This window comes from Bacillus sp. (in: firmicutes) (assembly GCA_012842745.1).
Lineage (GTDB): Bacteria > Bacillota > Bacilli > Bacillales > Bacillaceae_J > Schinkia.
The window spans coordinates 422,532-442,863 of record DUSF01000035.1 but is presented as its reverse complement, the minus strand read 5'-3'; the positions used below and the strand labels follow the sequence as shown (position 1 = coordinate 442,863).

The 20,332-nt window shown below is 35.6% G+C and carries 19 protein-coding genes and 7 tRNA genes; 7 read left to right on the top strand and 19 right to left on the bottom strand.

Translation table 11 applies throughout. The features are described 5' to 3' along the window. Positions 1–46: 46 nt before the first annotated feature. The gene (locus GX497_07240) at positions 47–1,564 is read left to right on the top strand and encodes a Ppx/GppA family phosphatase (protein HHY73003.1); all 1,518 of its coding nucleotides are present in this window, start codon (positions 47–49) and stop codon (positions 1,562–1,564) included. A gap of 139 nt (positions 1,565–1,703) precedes the next feature. On the opposite strand, the gene GX497_07235 is transcribed toward GX497_07240, so the two are convergent. The 12 genes from GX497_07235 to GX497_07180 form a co-directional block, all read right to left on the bottom strand. After that, positions 1,704–1,865, bottom strand: a complete 162-nt coding sequence (locus GX497_07235) for a hypothetical protein (GenBank protein ID HHY73002.1) — start codon at positions 1,863–1,865, stop codon at positions 1,704–1,706. Positions 1,866–2,049: 184 nt separating this feature from the next. After that, the gene (locus GX497_07230; GenBank protein ID HHY73001.1) at positions 2,050–2,469 is read right to left on the bottom strand and encodes a phosphate-starvation-inducible protein PsiE; all 420 of its coding nucleotides are present in this window, start codon (positions 2,467–2,469) and stop codon (positions 2,050–2,052) included. A gap of 181 nt (positions 2,470–2,650) precedes the next feature. Further along, on the bottom strand, positions 2,651–4,867 hold the full coding sequence (locus GX497_07225; GenBank protein HHY73000.1) for an RNA degradosome polyphosphate kinase: 2,217 nt from the start codon (positions 4,865–4,867) through the stop codon (positions 2,651–2,653). A gap of 202 nt (positions 4,868–5,069) precedes the next feature. Further along, complete coding sequence (locus GX497_07220) at positions 5,070–5,681, bottom strand: superoxide dismutase (protein ID HHY72999.1); 612 nt, start codon at positions 5,679–5,681, stop codon at positions 5,070–5,072. 204 nt (positions 5,682–5,885) lie between these two features. Beyond that, positions 5,886–7,556, bottom strand: coding sequence for a methyl-accepting chemotaxis protein (locus tag GX497_07215; protein HHY72998.1), 1,671 nt, complete (start codon positions 7,554–7,556; stop codon positions 5,886–5,888). A 162-nt stretch (positions 7,557–7,718) separates the two neighbouring features. Then, positions 7,719–7,791: transfer RNA gene (locus tag GX497_07210), tRNA-Phe, on the bottom strand. A gap of 181 nt (positions 7,792–7,972) precedes the next feature. Then, a tRNA-Met gene (locus GX497_07205) sits at positions 7,973–8,049 on the bottom strand. A gap of 34 nt (positions 8,050–8,083) precedes the next feature. Beyond that, a tRNA-Ser gene (locus GX497_07200) sits at positions 8,084–8,176 on the bottom strand. A 22-nt stretch (positions 8,177–8,198) separates the two neighbouring features. Then, positions 8,199–8,275: transfer RNA gene (locus GX497_07195), tRNA-Ile, on the bottom strand. A gap of 20 nt (positions 8,276–8,295) precedes the next feature. Continuing rightward, positions 8,296–8,371: transfer RNA gene (locus GX497_07190), tRNA-His, on the bottom strand. Positions 8,372–8,392: 21 nt separating this feature from the next. Then, positions 8,393–8,466, bottom strand: a tRNA-Met gene (locus GX497_07185). A 7-nt stretch (positions 8,467–8,473) separates the two neighbouring features. Then, positions 8,474–8,548 (bottom strand) — tRNA-Asn (locus GX497_07180). A gap of 203 nt (positions 8,549–8,751) precedes the next feature. Between GX497_07180 and GX497_07175 the strand changes: the two genes are divergently transcribed. The 3 genes from GX497_07175 to ispG all read left to right on the top strand — a co-directional run bounded on the left by GX497_07175 (position 8,752) and on the right by ispG (position 11,220). Further along, complete coding sequence (locus GX497_07175) at positions 8,752–9,549, top strand: DUF1189 domain-containing protein (GenBank protein HHY72997.1); 798 nt, start codon at positions 8,752–8,754, stop codon at positions 9,547–9,549. A gap of 92 nt (positions 9,550–9,641) precedes the next feature. Beyond that, entirely contained in the window at positions 9,642–10,046 is a 405-nt protein-coding gene (locus GX497_07170) for a hypothetical protein (protein ID HHY72996.1), read from the top strand. Between the two features lie 85 nt (positions 10,047–10,131). Continuing rightward, the gene (gene ispG / locus GX497_07165; protein HHY72995.1) at positions 10,132–11,220 is read left to right on the top strand and encodes a flavodoxin-dependent (E)-4-hydroxy-3-methylbut-2-enyl-diphosphate synthase; all 1,089 of its coding nucleotides are present in this window, start codon (positions 10,132–10,134) and stop codon (positions 11,218–11,220) included. A gap of 121 nt (positions 11,221–11,341) precedes the next feature. Here ispG and GX497_07160 read toward each other — a convergent pair whose 3' ends face one another. Next, positions 11,342–11,734, bottom strand: a complete 393-nt coding sequence (locus GX497_07160; protein HHY72994.1) for a DUF4190 domain-containing protein — start codon at positions 11,732–11,734, stop codon at positions 11,342–11,344. Between the two features lie 158 nt (positions 11,735–11,892). Here GX497_07160 and GX497_07155 point away from each other — a divergent pair, with 158 nt between their 5' ends. Next, positions 11,893–12,153 carry a DUF2624 family protein gene (locus GX497_07155; GenBank protein HHY72993.1) on the top strand — a complete coding sequence of 87 codons (261 nt, stop codon included), beginning with the start codon at positions 11,893–11,895 and terminating at the stop codon, positions 12,151–12,153. 66 nt (positions 12,154–12,219) lie between these two features. On the opposite strand, the gene GX497_07150 is transcribed toward GX497_07155, so the two are convergent. Both GX497_07150 and GX497_07145 read right to left on the bottom strand, forming a co-directional pair. Continuing rightward, positions 12,220–13,113 carry a deoxyribonuclease IV gene (locus GX497_07150; GenBank protein HHY72992.1) on the bottom strand — a complete coding sequence of 298 codons (894 nt, stop codon included), beginning with the start codon at positions 13,111–13,113 and terminating at the stop codon, positions 12,220–12,222. A gap of 14 nt (positions 13,114–13,127) precedes the next feature. Beyond that, positions 13,128–14,444: a DEAD/DEAH box helicase gene (locus tag GX497_07145; GenBank protein ID HHY72991.1), complete on the bottom strand. Its 1,317-nt coding sequence runs from the start codon at positions 14,442–14,444 to the stop codon at positions 13,128–13,130. A 193-nt stretch (positions 14,445–14,637) separates the two neighbouring features. On the opposite strand from GX497_07145, the gene GX497_07140 reads away from it, so the two are divergent. Together GX497_07140 and GX497_07135 are read left to right on the top strand one after the other, a co-directional pair. Continuing rightward, a complete protein-coding gene (locus GX497_07140) occupies positions 14,638–15,375 on the top strand; it encodes a hypothetical protein (protein HHY72990.1) in 738 nt (245 codons plus the stop codon). Positions 15,376–15,434: 59 nt separating this feature from the next. Beyond that, a complete protein-coding gene (locus tag GX497_07135) occupies positions 15,435–16,394 on the top strand; it encodes a 4-hydroxy-3-methylbut-2-enyl diphosphate reductase (protein ID HHY72989.1) in 960 nt (319 codons plus the stop codon). A gap of 100 nt (positions 16,395–16,494) precedes the next feature. On the opposite strand, the gene GX497_07130 is transcribed toward GX497_07135, so the two are convergent. From GX497_07130 to GX497_07115, 4 genes are all read right to left on the bottom strand, one after another. Further along, positions 16,495–16,905 carry a hypothetical protein gene (locus GX497_07130; GenBank protein ID HHY72988.1) on the bottom strand — a complete coding sequence of 137 codons (411 nt, stop codon included), beginning with the start codon at positions 16,903–16,905 and terminating at the stop codon, positions 16,495–16,497. A gap of 13 nt (positions 16,906–16,918) precedes the next feature. Next, entirely contained in the window at positions 16,919–17,884 is a 966-nt protein-coding gene (locus GX497_07125; protein ID HHY72987.1) for a hypothetical protein, read from the bottom strand. Positions 17,885–18,482: 598 nt separating this feature from the next. Further along, positions 18,483–19,601: a Nif3-like dinuclear metal center hexameric protein gene (locus tag GX497_07120; protein HHY72986.1), complete on the bottom strand. Its 1,119-nt coding sequence runs from the start codon at positions 19,599–19,601 to the stop codon at positions 18,483–18,485. Next, complete coding sequence (locus GX497_07115) at positions 19,588–20,316, bottom strand: tRNA (adenine-N(1))-methyltransferase (protein HHY72985.1); 729 nt, start codon at positions 20,314–20,316, stop codon at positions 19,588–19,590. The genes GX497_07120 and GX497_07115 overlap by 14 nt, the downstream gene beginning before the upstream one ends. Between the last annotated feature and the right edge of the window lie 16 nt (positions 20,317–20,332).

Here is a 20,332-nt window from a genome sequence, read left to right as displayed (position 1 = left end):
AGAATTTCGAATATTAAAAATAATTTATGGTAGGTGTGTTATAAAAATGATCCAAGAGAAATATGCCATTATTGATATAGGATCAAATACGATGAGACTTGTAATTTATAAGCGTGATCGTAATGGGACATTGAAAGAAATTGAAAATATTAAAGTTGTTGCTCGACTCCGAAATTTTTTATCTGAAGAAGGTGTGCTTGAACCAATAGGAATTACGAAGCTAATTAAGACACTACAAGGTTTTCAAGGAGTTACAAGTCATCATCAATTAGAAGAAGTGAAGTGTGTGGGAACTGCTACAATTCGGCAAGCAAAAAATAAGGAAGAAATTTTGGAAAGAGTGAAAAACGAAACGGACTTTACGATGCAGGTGTTGACAGCGTATGAGGAAGCATACTATGGCTTCATAGCTGTTGTACACTCTACTCCATATGAAAAAGGAGTGACCGTAGATATTGGGGGAGGAAGTACGGAAGTAACATATTTTGAGAACAGAAATTTAATCCATTACCATAGCTTTCCGTTTGGAGTGTTATCTTTAAAAAAGCAATTTATAAAAGGAGATATTCCAGAAGAAACGGAACTTAAGAAACTACGCCAATTTTTGCAAGAACAGTTTGGATCACTGAAATGGCTTTACAATATTCAGACACCGTTAATTTCAATCGGGGGAAGTGCAAGGAATATAGTGCAAATTCATCAAGAGTATATAGACTACCCCATTCAAGGAATTCATCAATATGTTATGGGTAGGAAAGATATTAAAGAGATTAATAACCATTTACTGTCGATGTCATTTTCCGAATTACAAAGAGTGGAGGGGTTGTCAAAAGATCGCACAGATATTATTATACCAGCAATAGAAGCCTTTGCTACCTTAATGGATACCATGAAATCAGAAATTTTTGCGCTGAGTCAAAAAGGATTAAGAGAGGGACTGCTCTATGACAAGAGTAAACATACATCTAAGGTCTCAAATATTTTAGAAGAAAGCATTCAAGAATTAGCCGTTGACTTTAAAATTAATGTCACTCATGTATCACAAGTAACGGAAAGCGCATTAATTATCTCCCATTTACTGAATAGGGAAGGTTTTTTCTCAATGGATGAGCAGGATATAAAACGGATTGAGCAAGGGAGCTTTTTATATAATTTGGGTTCTTACATTGATATAGAATGCAGCAGTCAACATACATTTTATTTATTAGCTAACCGATCAATCAATGGTATGCATCATAAAGAAAGAATTGTTATGGCTCTTATTGCTTCTTTTAAAAATAAGGAATCATTCAAACATTATTTAAAACCATTTAATCAGTGGTTTGAAAAGGAAGAGATAGAGAAAATCCGTTTAATTGGTTCAATTATTAAATTTGCTTACAGTTTACATGTAACGAAAAGAAATATAATCGATCAAATTGACTTACATGTAAAAGGACAAGAGCTTGTTTTTTTTGTAAGCTGTTTACAGGATCGGCAACCAGAAGCATACCAAGTGGAAAAACAAAAAAAGCATTTAGAAAAACAATTAAATCGTTCTATATCGGTAAACTTTTCCCATTAGACAAAAAAGCTGGCAGCCCCTCCTTCGCTGCCAGCGATAGCGACCCCAGCTGCCGCTCTACCTATATCTATTTTACCTTGGAAAAGTTTACTAAAAATTAAGCTATTGTAAATAATTTATTAAAATTCGTCGATAACATTTAAATTAATGTAAGTAGTGATTCGCCAATTACACCAGTAAAATTGTGAAAGTATCCTAAATGGGCAACGGGTCCACCAAATGAGGACAATCCAAGCTTGGTTGAAACAAGGAGGATTTCTACAAAGGCCTTAAATCCTCTATCCGTCTCATTTCCTATCATTTTTGCACCTGCTTTAAATTTATAGGGAATATTGTTTATCTTAGTACATTTGTCTCAAATGGCGCAAAATTTGAGTTTAATTATCCTGTGATTATTGAGTAAAGTATCAGCATAAGCATTGTTTTCCTTATACTTATTTTCATTATTAATCCCCCCAAATTTATTTTTTTACTACTACACTTACTCAATTATCAGTAATACGCGGAATAGCCTTAATAATGATATATCCAATTACTAAAACTAATATAGTTAGGGAAAATAATAGGGTATCATTGGCATTGTCATGATCTATAATAATGACTCGAAGCATGGCTGTAATACCTATATACATGAAATACCGCAATGGAAAATGATAATGTTCCTTAAAGTATTTAACAATTAATGCTATAAACTCAAAATATAGGAAAAAGACCAGGATCTTTTCTAAAAATTCTTTGAAAGATGCATCTTTCTCTAAAGCTATAAAAACAACAATATCCTTTATTTCCATAATCATAAGATAAGCAAGGATGAAGGCTAACAAAGTTAAAGAAGAATTTAAAATAATTTGGAATATTAATACTAATAAATCCTTTGACTTTGTGAGTTCCTTAATTATTATCATAAAAACCCTCTTTCTTAGATAGAATTTAACCTAATTTAGTTCTAGACTTACTATATGGTATGAATATTAATTGTTTATTAAAAAGGATTTAAAGAATTGTAAAATTTCCCATCAATTAAGGATGGAGTTTCGAGACTGACTTTTCTAAAAGGGTGTGGTTAACAATCCCCAATAAGGTTATTTAAAGCTTTTGAATAGCTTTAATTTTCTTTAACCCTCCAATTGATGATTGACCGAATTCAACTAGTTTCTCCTTAAAATCCATTAATATGGCTTTTTTATTTTCTTGTAAATACATCGTATTATTTGCTAATTCACATAAAATTTGTTGGCTATTAATTGCTAATTCATTAGGCTCTTGTTGTACATAATGGTATTGACCAAATGAATCTTGTTCACGTGCTTTTACATTATCTGTTAACATGATGTCAAGCCATTTAAAAATTCGAATTTTTAAATGTTTTTTCAAAATAGGGAACAAAATTTCTACCCTATTTTCCATATTGCGTGTCATCATATCGGCAGAGGATAAATAGACCTTTTTTTCACCATTGTGATGAAAATAATAAATCCGACTGTGTTCCAAAAACCTGCCAATGATACTCCTTACTTTAATATTCTCACTTACACCAGCTATCCCAGGACGTAAGCAACAAATTCCCCGCACTATTAAATTAATCTTAACTCCTGCAATGGATGCTTCGTAGAGCTTCATGATTAGTTTTTTGTCTGATAGAGAATTCATTTTTGCAATAATATATCCATTTCCAAATTGTTTATGAAATTCAATCTCTTGGTCGATTAATTCTATAAATTTATTTCTAATATCGTAGGGAGCTACTATCAATTGAAGAAATTCAGGTTTCTCCATATTTCCGCTTAAGTAATTGAAAAAGTTCGTCGCGTCAATCCCAATTTGTTCATCAGTTGTAATGAGCCCTAAATCTGTATAGATTCTAGCTGTTACACCATTATAGTTACCTGTGCCCAGATGAACAAATCTCTCAATTTTACCTGCCTTTTGACGAACAATCAGCGTAATTTTGCTGTGAGTTTTTAAATACGTCATTCCATAAATGACATGGCAGCCGGCTTTTTCTAATTCCTTCGCCCAATGGACATTATTTTGTTCATCAAATCTAGCCTTCAATTCAACTAAAACAGTAACCTGCTTGCCATTTTCAGCGGCACGCTTTAAGCTTTTGATGATTTCCGAATCACCGCTGACTCGGTAAAGGGTTTGCTTGATCGCCAAGACATCTGGATCTACAGCAGCCTGAGACAGAAATTCATCAATAGGTTCAAACGACTCAAAGGGATGATGCAATAAGATATCCTGCTCAAGTGCTGTATCAAAAATATTTTTTTCACCTATGAGATCAATCGGAATTTGTGGTAGGAATGTTTGTTCCATCAGCTGTGCATGTGTTGTCTCTATCGTTTTGTAAAAAGAAAATAGAAACGTTAAATCTAGTGGAGCTTGCACATAATAAACATCCTTTTTAGTGATTTCAAGCTCTTCAATTAAATAATCTACAACCAATTTATTATGCTGTTGTTCTTGTACTTCAAGCCTAACTGGAGCGCCCCACTTACGCTTCTTTAATTCCTCTTCGATTTCTGTTAATAAATCTTCGGCTTCATCCTCATGAATTGTTAAGTCAGCATTTCTTGTTATTCGAAAAGCAGTGACAGACTTTACTTTATATCCTTTAAATAATTTCTTGATAAACAAAGAAATCACTTGTTCTAATAGGACAAATGTTCTTTTTCCAGCTGCATTTGATAATTCTATGTAACGTTTAAGTACTGATGGAACTTGAACAATTGTTAATTTTCCATTAAGTGGTTCTAAACAATTATTTTCTTCCTTGTCTTCTAGAAGAATGGCTAAATTTAATGATTTATTGGCAAGCATTGGGAAAGGGCGATAGGCATCGACGGCCATTGGTGTTAACACAGGAAATATGTTCTCATCAAAATGTTTTTCCAGAAATATTTGTTCAGCATCGGTTATGTTATATATGGGGATGATTTCTACCCCTTCGTCTGCTAATAATGGAGATAACATTTGCAAATAGGTTTGGTCTTGTTTTTCAATTAATTTATGTGTAACCTTTGAGATTGCCTCTAACTGTTCTATTGGCTTTAAACCTGCTTTATTTTCGGGACGATTAAAACCAGCCTTAACTTGATCAAGCAGACCAGCAACACGAACCATGAAGAATTCATCGAGGTTTGAGCTAGTGATTGCTAAAAATTTGCACCTCTCTAGCAATGCATTCCTGCTATCAATAGCCTCCTGTAATACTCTTACATTAAAATCTAGCCAACTTAATTCCCGATTATTATAATAACAAGGATTTGCAATAGTAGTTGTTGTGATTACTGCTGTCATTCCAAGTACAGCTCCTTTGAATATAGTACATTTACTTAAATTAAAAATAACAATCCCTTGTAAATCTATTGTGTAAGGTTTGTAAAATTTATGTAAATAAATTCATCACGGGCTGCGGATTAAAAGATTAATCTTCTATGCAAAGCGCACCACAAAAAAAGAAGCCAGTATGTAATACTGACTTCCGCTTAATGATGCTATATTATTTTGCAGCGTTGTAACGATTTGTTACTTCTTCCCAATTTACTACATTCCAAAATGCGCTAATATAGTCTGGGCGACGATTTTGATAGTTCAGGTAGTATGCATGCTCCCAAACGTCTAAGCCAAGAATTGGCGTTTTGCCTTCCATTAATGGAGAATCTTGGTTTGGTGTGCTAGTCACTTCTAGTTGACCATTATTCACTGCTAACCATGCCCAACCTGAACCGAAGCGAGTTGCAGCTGCTTTAGCAAACTCTTCTTTGAATGCATCAAAGCTGCCGAATTTTTGTGTAATAGCGTCAGCAAGCTCACCAGTCGGAGCGCCACCGCCATTAGGGCTCATAACTGTCCAAAATAATGTATGGTTCGCATGACCGCCACCATTGTTTCGAACTGCAGTACGAGCAGCTTCAGGAACAGCATCAAGATTAGAAATAACTTCTTCAACTGATTTGTTTAAAAGCTCTTCGTTACCTTCAAGAGCGTTGTTTAAATTTGTTACATATGTGTTGTGATGTTTCGTGTGGTGGATTTCCATCGTTCTTGCATCAATATGTGGTTCAAGCGCATCATACGCATAAGGTAATTGTGGTAATTCAAATTTTGCCATTATTAAATCTCCTCCTATTTTTCTTGTTAAAGTGTTTTTAATTCAATACTTTTTATACCTTTTAGTTTAAAAAAGTTGTTCTTACTTGTTACATTACCACTTATTTCTTCATTTTTCAATTTTAAACTCTCGAAATTTCTTACAACATGTATAATTTATCCAATGGCAAAGATTTTATACATCTTAATGAATTTTTGAACAACATTAAACAGTAAATCTTTTCGTTTTAGAGGACAATGAATACGATAAATCTTTTAACAATAAACCAATTTGGTGTGTTCTCTCCATCTGGTTAATTTGACCGTCACTTGTAGCAAGCATTTGTTCTGAACTGGAGAGTGTTTCTTGCGATACAGAGACAATCCCAACTGTTGTTTGTTCAAGTTCAGGTAAAATTCGTTGAAGATTAGTGAGTTCTCCTTGCATATTTTGTATTTTTACAATAACTTTACCGATTTCATCCATTAGTTCATCAAAAGATACTTTCGATTTACTCGCAATATGTAAAGTCTCCTTTATTTTTAAAAGAATTTGATCAAATTCTTTTGTTGCTTTCATTGTAACATCTTCCATATGAGAAATTGATTGGGTTATTTCTACCGCTGCCTTTGTCGATTGCTCCGCAAGTTTACGTACTTCATTTGCTACAACCGCAAAGCCTTTCCCTGCTTCACCAGCTCTTGCAGCTTCAATCGCAGCATTTAATGCTAAAAGCTTCGTTTGATCTGCAACGCCTTGAATTAAGCCTACTAGATTCGCAATGGCAAAAGAATGATTTTTCACCTCTTTAATTGTTCCTGTCATATACTCAAAATCTGTGTCAAATAATGTTATAGTTTCAATTAATTCCGTAATATTTTGATCGCCCACTTCGGCAGAATGATTCATATCCTCAGAACTACTAAAAACTTTATTCATATTGCGGATGAGCAATTCAATTTTACCTTTCATGCTATTAAAATCATCTACGCTATGCTCCGAACTAATCGCCGTTTGTTCTGCTGCTACCTTTACAACATTAATATCTTCAATCAACTTCCGACTAAATGCCAATGCCTCCCTTGATGAATGACTTAAATCTTCACCAGTATTTTCTAGCTCTGATGTCGTTTGATTTATTTCATGAATAACTGTTCTCATTTGATCAACCATCATATTAAAACTTTTATTCAAAGAAGTAATTTCGGGGATTGTCGTTTCAACTGAAATAGCCTTATTCAAATTCCCTTCCCGTACTTCTCTCATCGTCTCCTGTAATTTTTTAAGTGGTTTTGTAATACTTCTAACAAATAAAATAATTAGGAAAGTAGAGATAAAAAAGGAGATGATTACTAACGCAATAATAAAAGTATGCATTTGCGTTACAGGTCCTAAAAATGATGTAGTAGGCACTAATAAAACGTAGTTCCCATTAATTTCGTTTATCTTTTGTACCGAAATGGTATAATCCTCCCCTGCAAGCTTTTCATGAAATACACCATTGCCTACTTTATTTATTTTGTTTATTAATGGGTCTGGGAAGGTTATCTTTGCATTTCGACTAACTTGAAATGGAGTTACTTTTTCATTTTGAATATAATAAATTTCAGAATTTATGCCGTCCTCTTTTAATTGACGTTGTTGATCACGAACGCTCATTTCTACTTGTTGTAAAAAATATTCCTTATCACTTATATATACAAATTTTAAATTCTTCACAATATATGACATGATTTCGACTTCACGAACTAAACGATCCTCTGTTATTTGAATCGTTGTATTCTTAGCTTTACTGTATAAAGTAAACCCAAAGATATTAATCGTTACAACAAACAATGTAATAAAAATTAGCAGTAATCTACTTTGTAAACTAAGACGATTAAACACTATTTTCAAACCTGATCCCCCATTTATTTTTCTAATAATCCCCACCCTATTAATGAAAATTTTAACACTTGAGTATTAAGCAATTGTAAATGTTACATCATTTTTTTGTTAAGAATATTATTCTCCTCCATATGCAAAAAAAGCACCCATTTAATGAGTGCTTTTTTTGAGTGGCTCGAGACAGAATCGAACTGCCGACACGAGGATTTTCAGTCCTCTGCTCTACCGACTGAGCTATCGAGCCATAATAGTATTGTACTTTTAATTTTGATTAGTGTGAACCTCTGTCCCTTCCTCTACTAGCTTATTCTTGGAAGTGTATGCGTCGGGACAACTCGTAGCTTATTCATGGAAGCCTTGCTCGTTGCTCTACCGACTGAGCTATCGAGCCATAATAGTATTGTACTTTAAAGCCAAATATGTATTGGTTGCGGGGGCAGGATTTGAACCTACGACCTTCGGGTTATGAGCCCGACGAGCTACCAGACTGCTCCACCCCGCGATAGTATAAATAATTTTTATGCCTGTAATTTTAATGGCGGAGGAAGAGGGATTCGAACCCCCGCACGGTTTAACCCGCCTGTCGGTTTTCAAGACCGATCCCTTCAGCCGGACTTGGGTATTCCTCCGTAAGCTAAACAAATTTTGAAATGGTGGACCCTGCAGGACTCGAACCTGCGACCGATCGGTTATGAGCCGATAGCTCTAACCAGCTGAGCTAAGGGTCCTTCATGATAAATTTATATTATGGGGCGACTGATGGGAATCGAACCCACGAATGCCGGAGCCACAATCCGGTGCGTTAACCACTTCGCCACAGTCGCCAATTCATTTGATTAAAAGAATAGCGGCGGAGGGGATCGAACCCCCGACCTTACGGGTATGAACCGTACGCTCTAGCCAGCTGAGCTACACCGCCATGATTATGGCTCCACAGGCAGGATTCGAACCTGCGACCGATCGGTTAACAGCCGATAGCTCTACCACTGAGCTACTGTGGAATGTTTTAGCGACATTTTTTACTATATCAAACAACCATCATACTGTCAACTCTATTTATGAAAACATCTTTATAAGATATAGCAATAAAATTAACTGCCCAAATAATATACCACTAAAAAAATAAAAACTCAATTATAATTTCACTTGTATCTTTTGGAAGGAATGTATTAAGATAGCGATGAAAGGAAGTGCTATAAAACATATGAATATATTTCAGCAATTTCTTAAAAGCATCTATTCTCCAAAAGACGTAGCCTTATTTCGTTTTCAAGGAGTAGGCAAAACGATTGGCTATGTTTTTCTGTTAATGTTCATCTCTACTGTGATCGTTGGCATTTCACTAGGAAACGACTTTTTAAAGTGGACAGAGATTACAAATGAAAAGGTCATGAATGAGCTACCTAACTTTGAGCTAAAAAAAGGAACACTTACATCAGAGCTTGATTCACCTATTATTCAAGAAAACAATGAATTTACATTTATTTTTGATACAACAGGACAAATAACCGCTAATGATGTTTCTAAATATTCTAATGCCATTGGTTTATTAAAAAAAGAAGCGATTATTATAAGTGAGTCCGAAAAACAACAACTACCTTACTCCAATTTTGGAGATATTTCAATAAACAAAAATACAGTCATTAATTTTATAGCCAAATTTAAATCCCTTTTTTACGTCATTCTACCAATGATTTTTTTACTCATTTACTTGTTTCAAACATGTTTGAAATTCATCGGTATCTCAGTTCTAGCACTTATCGGGCTAATGCTTTCCAAGCAAACAAGCCGAAAGCTTCGTTATAATAGTCTGTGGATTCTTTCTGCCTATGCAGTAACAATACCAACTATCTTTTTTGCCATAACAAATGCTTTAAAAATCATCATTCCTTTTGCTTTTTTACTCTACTGGGCCACAGCAAGCATTGTCTTATATTTAATCATCGTTGAAATTCCAAAAGCGAAGGCTCCAATTGAAACTACTGAACAGCCGCCCGAATAGGCGGCTATTTTTTTAGTAAATTTCAGTTTAAATATTTCATATTCTTTCACGGACAAGCATAAAGTGTAGTAAAACAAAAGACGGTGAAAAATATGAAAAGATTATTTATAACTTTATTATTTATATTTGTGACGTATGTAATCTATTATGATTTAAGTGCAGGAGTTTTAAGTAAGCCAACTTCGATTGTTTTACTACAAGGGAAAGAAACAGGGAAAAAGATTGACAATGCTACCGTAAAAGAAGAAAAGATAGAGAAAACAAACGAAACGATGTCGAAAACGAAGAACGGTGAACAACTTTATTTTCAAGAGGTAAAAGTAGCTGCCGGGCAAACGGTATTAACGATAGTCGAACAAATTCAAGGTGGGCCCGTTCCTGTATCAATCTCCCAATTAATTGAAGACTTTCAAATTTTGAATCCAAAAACTGAACCAGAGATGATTCAAATTGGCAAAGTATATAAGTTTCCTGTCTATAAAGAAATCGAAGAATAGCTCCACTAAACGAAAAAACTTGTCATTTTTTTCGTCCCATTGATACAATAGATAAGTATATTATTATGAAGGAGCGATTTTTCGCATGAGTGAAATAACACATCGTACTAAAACCCGTCCAATTAAAGTGGGAAACTTAACAATTGGCGGAAACAATGAAGTAGTTATCCAAAGTATGACTACAACGAAAACACACGATGTTGATGCAACAGTTGCCCAAATAAACCGTTTAGAAGAAGCTGGTTGTCAAATTGTTCGTGTTGCCTGCCCAGATGAAAGAGCGGCAGACGCTATTCGTGAAATAAAAAAACAAATTAATATTCCACTTGTTGTCGATATCCATTTTGATTATCGCCTTGCCTTAAAAGCGATTGAAGGCGGCGCTGATAAAATTAGAATTAATCCAGGGAATATTGGCAAGCGCGAAAAGGTCGAAGCGGTGGTAAATGCAGCTAAAGAAAGGGGTGTTCCTATCCGTATTGGCGTAAATGCCGGTTCCCTTGAAAAACGAATTTTAGATAAATATGGATATCCTACCGCTGATGGCATGGTGGAAAGTGCTATTCATCATATCAAAATTTTGGAAGACCTTGATTTCCACAATATTATCGTTTCCCTTAAAGCTTCCGATGTAAACTTAGCAATTGAGGCTTATGAAAAGGCATCGAAGGCTTTTGATTATCCATTACATTTGGGGATTACTGAATCTGGAACCCTTTTTGCGGGTACTGTAAAAAGTGCAGCTGGCTTAGGTGCTATTTTAAGTAAAGGCATTGGAAACACAATCCGCATCTCATTAAGTGCTGACCCAGTTGAGGAAATAAAAGTAGCTAGAGAATTACTTAAAACATTTGGCTTGGCTGCCAATGCTGCCACCCTCATTTCCTGCCCAACTTGTGGAAGAATTGAAATTGACTTAATAAGCATTGCCAATGAGATTGAGGAGTACATTGCCAAAATTAAAGCACCAATCAAAGTAGCCGTTCTTGGTTGTGCCGTTAACGGTCCTGGCGAAGCTAGAGAAGCTGATATCGGCATAGCTGGAGCACGAGGTGAAGGTTTGTTATTCCGCCACGGAGAAATTATCAGAAAAGTACCTGAAGATCAGCTCGTTGAAGAACTAAAAAAAGAGGTTGACATCCTAGCGGAAGAATATTATCTAAAGCAAAACTAAAATATTGAAAAGTGAAATCTGACTCAACAGGGGCTGATTCCCCACATTGGATACTATATCTAATGGTGGAATCTGACCCCTTTTTGAGCCATTATTTTTAAATTTATCTAATCACTATTTATTAAAAAAACGGTGCAATAAATAACCCGATAATCAACGATACGACCCCAATTCCAATCGCCCAATTTCCAAGAGCATTAGCTCCTCTACGGCGTACAATAAAGCCAACAATAATCCCTGCCGCACCTAATAAAACTGGTGCGTAAAATAGCGATAATATTGATAATATTAACGCAATGGCCCCCATACCTTTAGCACCAGCGCCCTCTTCCTTCGTTGGTCTGTCAAAAGCACGTACTCGGTCGGCATCGCCTGTAAATCCCCCTGCAATGCCTGGATTAGGTGCAATCTCTGCTGCCGTTTCTTCAGTAAAATCAGACTCTGTTGTCGCCCAGTCATTTCTCTCTCTTATATCTTGAGAATTTTTTTCTTCGTTAAACATTTCTTCAACCACCTAGAATCCCTCACTTTCATAAATAGAGGAGCATTATTATTATGGACCTCCTCGTAAGGAATCATTAATGACAATCTTTATCATTTTTGGTTAGAACCTCTCAAACCCTCGTTCATATGATGTAAGTAATTGAACTTCAAATAGTGGGGGGGTACGAGATGAATCCATTTATTCAACAGTTTATTAATCAAAAATTAAAAACAATCACTGTTGATGAGTTATTAAAACATGCGCAAAACTATAACGTCAGCTTATCTTCTGGGGAGGCAGCCAAAATAATTGGCATTTTGAAGGCGGAAAAAAGTATTAGCATTGATAATGATGAACAGCATCGGCAAATTATAAAAAAAATTGGCAAGGAAGTTAATATGAATCTTGCTAAAAAAGCCAATGAGCTACTGAGGCAGTTTAAAAAATAGGTAAACAAAATAAATACACTCAGCCGATTATACTTTAGGGAGTAATAATCGGCTGATGGAGTTTTTTTATTGATTGATAATTTTTTCTAAAAGCTTTTCATCAAATTGTTGCTCTTTTAGCATCGCAATTTCAAAACGATATGGTGGTTTTTGATTCTTTTTATCTTCACCGACATATGGCGTTTCAAGAATCTTTGGAATTTCCTTAAGTTGGGGATGATGGATAATATAATTTAATGCTTTAAAACCAATTTTCCCAAAGCCAATATTCTCATGGCGGTCTTTTCTCGCACCACGTTCATTTTTGCTATCATTAATATGAAGCACCTTAATCCGCTCAATGCCAATGATGCGATCAAATTCCGCTAACACACCGTCAAAATCATTGACAATATCATAACCTGAATCATGGGTATGACAAGTATCGAAACAAACGGAAAGCCTGTCGTTGTGGATAACACCATCAATAATTTGCGCCAATTCTTCAAAGGAACGACCGCATTCTGAGCCTTTCCCTGCCATTGTTTCAAGAGCAATTTGCACCGTCTGCTCTTTTGTCAGCACCTCATTTAAGCCCTCAATAATTTTTTGAATTCCTTTTTCAGGGCCAGCGCCAACATGGGCACCAGGATGGAGAACAATTTGCTTCGACCCAATTGCTGCTGTCCGTTCAATTTCAGTACGCAAAAAGTTTACGCCAAGTTCAAAGGTCGCTGGATTTTCGGAATTTCCAATATTAATAATGTATGGGGCATGAACAATAATTTCCTCAATCCCATGTTCTTTCATATGCTGTAAGCCAGCTTCAATATTTAATTCTTCAATCGGTTTTCTCCTCGTATTTTGTGGAGCACCTGTATATACCATAAATGTATTGGCACCATAGGATACTGCTTCTTCACTTGCTGCAAGGAGCATTTTTTTCCCATTCATTGAAACGTGTGAACCAATTTTTAACATAATCCCTTCTCCCTCTATTTTTGATTTCTCGTTTTTCTTTTTTCTTTTCTAATAAATTTTTCAATTTCCTGTTTTCTTTTCTTTTTATAGCCAGGTTTAACTTCTTTAGACTTTTTGATGACTTTATGAGCTAGTTTTTCAGGCTCTTGAATCGTCCTTTTTCGTTCGTTTCGTTTATCCCTTGGGCCTAAATCAACCCATTCTTCATCCCTTAAATCAACATGCTTAAATTCAATTCCCATTTTCTCAAGTCTAACTAATGCATCTTGATTGCTCAATTCATAAATGGTGGCGGCTATCCCTGAATGACCCGCCCTTGCCGTTCTACCAACACGATGGATATAAAAATCTAAATCCGTCGGTAGTTCATAGTTAATAACATGGCTAACACCTTCAATATCAATACCTCTGGCAGCTAAATCGGTAGCAACAATATATTGGTACTCTAAATCCTTGATTTGCTTCATCATCTTTTTTCGTTCACGCGGCGTTAAATCCCCATGGATTCGTCCAACTTTTAAGCCTTTTTCAAGGAGGCCATCAGCTACTTCATCAGCCATTTTTTTTGTGTTCGTAAAAATAAGCGCTAAATACGGGTTAAATTGTATAGCCATTTCAAAGACTACATCAACTTTATTGCGATGGCGCAATGGAATCAACCAATGTTCAATTTTTTCAGCAGCAATTTGCTTTGGTGCTACATGTGTAAAGGTTGGATTCTCTAAATACTTTTTTAAAAATGGCTTTAATTTTTCCGGTATTGTTGCTGAAAAAACGAGAATTTGTAAATCTTGTCCCATTTTTCCAGCAATTTGGTCAACTTCATTAATGAAGCCCATATCAAGCATTAAATCCGCTTCATCAACAACAAGAATATTGGTTGTATGAACAAATAAAGCCTGCTCTTTCACAAGGTCATTAATTCTTCCTGGTGTACCAACAACAATATGTGGCTGTGCTTTTAACTTTTCGATTGTCCGCTGCTTATCAGTCCCACCAATAAAAAGCTTCGCTGTTATCCTTTCATTTTCCGGACAAAACTTCGTAAGTTTTATTAATTCGTCGTAAATTTGTGTAGCCAGCTCTCTTGTAGGCGCCGTTATAACTGCTTGTACTTGTTCCTTTGCCGGCTCGATACTGTCCACAACCGGCAGCAAATAAGCATGTGTTTTGCCTGTTCCTGTTTGTGATTGCCCAATGGCACTTTCGCCTTTTTGGATTGAAGGGATAATCCGTTCCTGAATTTCAGTTGGCTCTCTAAAACCAATACTGTCAATTGCTTCTAAAAGAAATGGCTTGAACTCAAACCGACTAAATGCTGAATTTTCCATTGTAAATTCCCCTTGTATGTCAATTTCCTATTTGTTTCATCTTCCTAGTATAAGGGAAATTGCATGAAATAGCCAATTGCACTCCAATAAGGGGTAACACCCATTCTTCTAGTTGGATAACACCTTGGTCAAAATGCAGCATACTTTAACAATGAGATGATATTTTCGATTTTTTTCAGAAAGGAGGAGGACAATGTTTCCAAATAGACTAGGCGGATTACCGATGCAAATGCCAATGCAACAACCGATGGGGGCCCCATTTATGCGAGGGGCCATGCCTAATCCTGTTCCACAAGTGGGAGGATTCAGGGGCTTGCTTTCGAGGCTGATGGGGGGCGGGGGCGGAAGTGTACCTACTAATATCCAAGGGTTCCCGGGCGCCGGGCTTGCCCGTGGCGCATTCGGTCCAGGGATGACTTCTGGATTCAATCCCGGAATAGCTTCAGGGATTAATCCAGGTGTTGCCGGACAATTATTGGGTGGCGGAGGCGGCGCAGTCCCTGCAGGCTTGACGACTGGTTTGGCAAATACTTCAGGCGGTTTAACCGGAATATTAAATAATGTCCAAAGAGTAATGGGGCTTGCCCAGCAGGTAGGGCCAATGGTGCAGCAATATGGTCCATTTATTAAAAATATGCCAGCGATGTTTAAAATCTTGCGTTCATTAAACAGCTCGGGTTCAGATAACGAAGATGACAATTCTAGTGGGGAAAACAATGAAGAAACGAATGATGAAATTTCGAAAGAACCAACTGGGCAAAAAAATAAAACACAGAAGTCAAATAACACAAGCAAAACCAACAAAACTGTTAAAAAAAAGGGGGATACACTAGAACTAGAAGAAGATAATGAACTACCTGACTTTGATGAAATCAAAGGCGAACGGGCTGAAAATAAAAGTAAACCTTCAAAGCCAAAGCTTTATATCTAGGACTTTCCTTTGTATTTCCTCTTTTTCTATCATATAATTGAGACGGGAGGAGGGGTCAAATGGAGGTATTAAAAATTGCACCTAGAGGGTATTGTCATGGTGTTGTTGATGCAATGGTGATTGCCCAAAATGCTGCACTTGATAAAAGCTTACCAAGGCCTATATATATATTAGGAATGATTGTCCACAATCAACATGTTACGGAGGCTTTTGAGCAAGAAAATATTAAAACTTTAGATATAAAAGGGAAAACACGGAAAGAACTTCTTGAAGAAATAACTGAGGGAACTGTTATATTCACCGCACATGGTACTTCCCCAGAAGTCATTCAAATCGCCAAAGATAGGGGACTTACTGTGTTGGATGCCACTTGCCCAGATGTTACAAGGACACATGACCTTATACGCAGCGTAAAAGAGAAAGGCTATGAGGTTATTTATGTCGGTAAAAAGGGACACCCTGAACCGGAAGGCGCAGTAGGTGTTGCACCAGATATCGTTCATTTAATTGAAAATGAAGATGATCTTGAAAAACTCCAAATTACCGCTGATAAAATTGTCGTCACAAACCAAACAACAATGAGCCAGTGGGATGTTGCTGATTTAATAAAAAAAGTAAAAGAAAAATATCCTCACGCCGAGGTCCATAATGAAATTTGTATGGCTACACAAGTGCGTCAAGAAGCCGTAGCAGAACAAGCAAAAGAAGCAGACCTTACGATTGTTGTTGGCGACCCACGAAGCAATAATTCTAACCGCTTAGCACAAGTATCTGAGGAAATTGCCGGTACAAATGCATACCGAATTGCCGACGTTTCTGAAATTGATATTAATTGGTTGAAGAATATTAATAAAGTGGCGGTTACAGCAGGTGCTTCGACACCAACACCGATTACGAAAGAGGTCATTGCCTTTTTGGAGCAATTTAATCCGAATGATGAAGCAACATGGAAAATTAAGCGGAGTGTTACTTTAAACAAAATTTTACCAAAAATAAAACCTACATCTAATTTACAGTAATTCAAATTTACTATCCGTAAAAGAGGAATTTTCATCGGCTAAATACCTTGAATTTTCCTCTTTTAATTCTTTATATGAACATATTGTATTAATTAAACTACTACCAAATCCCTTTTTTAAAAACTTCACCGATAAACCTACTGATGTTTCCAAATATGCCAAAAAGGGTTACAGAGAAACACTCTATGGTAAACATTAAATAGCAAGCACTATTATCATATTCTTCGATAAAATGACTTTTCCCATATAAAAGCAACTTTAAAAAAATAACTATCATCAAAAATATACTAATTGCTTTTAAGAAAATACTTTCCTTTCTTATAAGAAAATACCTTATTAGAAAACCATATATAAAGAGTATAGTAAAGGGTCTAGTAACGAATCTTAATCTTGTATGGCCCTCTACATTTTCAAAGGCAAAAAACGTTCCAAGTAAACCACTTACAATTATGATAACCCATAACAGTCTATATAATGTCACTAAGTGTGGTGGTATGTTTTTTTCAATCATCTAAAATCCCCTCTTAGTGCCAAAATTCATCAAAACGCATAGCAATTCTTAAACTTGTTGTATACTGTAAAGCGGAAATTGCAACTTTATCATAAAAATCCTTTGCAGCATTAAAATATGCTGTAGCTTGTCCGACTAATATTGTAGGAACTGGATTTCTACCACCAATAATGTATCTGATTGCACCAAAATATAATTCTGTTAAGTGCTTATCATAATTTATTTCTAATTCTAAGTCTTGATTTATTTTCGCAACTAATTCTTCGGCAGTTTCTTCATTATTATAATGTTGGAAAAAAGAATTTATGAATTTTTCTCCATATTCAACAGCCTGTTCTGAATTATCAAAAAAAGAGTCAATATCATCTTTCAAAAACAAAATCATCAATCTCTTATTATTTAAATCTTCTATAATCGACTGAATACTCATACTCGAACTTATAAAATATGCAAGTGCATTCATCATACTATTCGCTGCACGTGCGGCTGTTCCAAAAGAAATATAATTTTCATATACACGTCGATCTTCAGCAACTAATATATCACAATATGCATTAGTAAAGTTTGGATAATAAGGGTTATCTGTATAATGTGATAAATATAAATATACAACCTCTTTTTTAAATGCTTCTGAATTAATATCACCATCAAAGGTGCGTTGTGCAACACCAGTAACATACGCCATTCTTCTAGCTTGTTCTTGTGCATCTGAAGGTGGGTTTACTGGAATATTAAATGGCACAATATTTCTTGAAGTTATTTCTATTGGTAATCCGAATTCTGTTAAATCTTCATAAAATTGATCATCTTTTTCTGGCAACTCCATAAGTGCCTCGACATCATCTCCAGATATACCTAGATATCCCAAAGAGTCATAAATATCAGCACTTATTAATAAAGCCTCTTCCATCAGATTGATATTTATTTGTTTATTTTGAGTGTTTAATTCTTGGGAAGCATAAACTGTGCCTGTAACCATAGGGGATGCCACCGAGATAATTAAACAACTTACAATTACTATTTTATTAATACATCTAAAAATTGATTTCATTTTTTTCTCCTTTCAAAAATAACAAATCATTCTCCAAAAAATAATAAAATAAACGGTTTTTGCAATAAGAAGTTTTATTATAACAGCATATATTAGCACTAAAATAAATGGTTTTGGGGATACCTATCAGAAACAATATATAAATCACGTGTAGTTTTATAATATTCAATACCCATTACACCGCAAACCAATATAATAATACATATCAAGCCTTATAAAAACACCAACAGTTTTTCTTTATTTTTACCGACACCATTCACACTCCCATCAAATTACGTTTTTCTTAGTCTGTAATGCCAAATTGTAATATAATTCATTTTTTGGTTTAAATACCCAATGTATTCACATAAAGCATTATATATTAACAAACTAAATTCATCAACAAATATATGTTAATATTCAGAAAAGTAATAAATAATACCATCCATTCGATATAAGGACATACTAAAAAGACATCAAAATTTGTACTTAATGCAAATTTCGATGTCTTTTTTACACTTTTACTTTCAGCAATTGTTTTTATTGATTACAAAAATCGAAACGGATCCGTATGAATTTGTGACGTTATGATTTTTGTATCATATTTTTTTTCAGCAATAAATGCTTGCAAATACCGCTCTACACCTTGTTTCATCACTTTTTCGACATTATGGCCTGGGTCAACCATATTCAAACCTTCCATCATCGCATCATGAGCAACATGGTAATAGATGTCACCTGTTACATATACATCTGCTCCTTTAAATTTGGCTCTTGACCAAAATTTATTGCCATCCCCACCTAAAACTGCGACCTTTCGTACCTTCGAATGTAAATCACCAACAACACGAACGCCCTCTACATCTAAAGCTACTTTTACATACTCCGCAAATTCTTTTAATGTCATTTCTTTGTTTAAATAACCAATTCGACCTAACCCTAAAGACTGCCCCTTATTATCTAGCGGATAAATATCATATGCAGGTTCTTCATAAGGATGGGCTTTCAATAAAGCACTAACGACCTTGTTTTGGATTGAGGCGGGAAAAATCGACTCCATTTTAATTTCGGCAACATGCTCTAATCTTCCCTGCTCACCAATAAACGGATTGGCTCCATCATTTGGTAGAAAAGTGCCTGTTCCTACCGAATTAAATGTACAATGACTATAGTTGCCGATATTACCTGCTCCTGCCTTACCTAAAGCATTTCGCAACTCATCAGCTTGGTCTTCAGGAACATAAACAGCAAGCTTTTTTAATCTATCCTCATATGTAGGTACTAACAATTCAATATTTTCGAGACCAAGTGCTTCCGCCAAAAGATCATTAACACCACCATTTGCAACATCTAAGTTCGTATGGGCAGCATAAACAGCAATATCATGTTTTAAACATTTAGCTACAATTCGACCAGCAGGACTATCAGTAATCACGGTTTTTAGCGGATTATAAATAACAGGATGATGGGCGATGATTAAGTCAACTTGCTCATCAATTGCCTCCTCCACTACATTTTCGAGGACATCTAGCGTTACCATTATTTTTTTTATTGGCTTATTTAAGGTGCCAATTTGTAAGCCGATTTTATCCCCTTCCATCGCAAGGGATTTCGGTGCGAATGTTTCAAACACTTGAATGACCTCTTGCCCATTAGGAAATTTCATTTTTTAATACCTCCTCAACCATTTGAATCTTCTTAGTGAGTTCCAGTTTCTTTTTAACAGTTTCTCTATTTTCTTCAGCGACAAATTCAAGCTGCTTCATAATTTTTTTCCATTTTGAAAGCTCATCTTGCCATTTCCTCTTAAACACTTCATTCTTTTCTTTTTTCAAAAAGGGACCTAGTAACAATGCTGCTTCCCTATTCGCTTCACCATGATAAGGGGCCAATGGATCACCTTTTTTGGCAACTAACACCTCGTAAATTTTTTTATCTTCTTCCAATATATGTTCTTTTATTAATTCCCAGCCATTTTCAATTAGCCATACTCTAATACTTCTTGCCCCGATATTCGGCTGAAGAATTAAGAGCTCCACTTCAGTAAGTTTTTCTTTCCCAGCTTCTAATATTTCGCTGATTAATGGGCCACCCATGCCTGCAATCGTAATCACATTCACTTCACCTTTTTGAATGACCTCTAAACCATTGCCTTTTCTTACTTTAATGCAATCACTTAAATTCAGTTTTTCAACTTGATTTTTTGCAGACCGAAATGGCCCTTCATTCACCTCACCGGCAACCGCATAACGAATAAGTCCGTGCAGCGCAGCATAACAAGGAAGATAAGCATGATCCGAGCCAATATCGGCGATTTTCGCACCTGACGGGATTTCACTTGCAACTGTTTTAAGTCTTTCAGATAAAACAAATTCGTTCACAATATCACCATGAAAC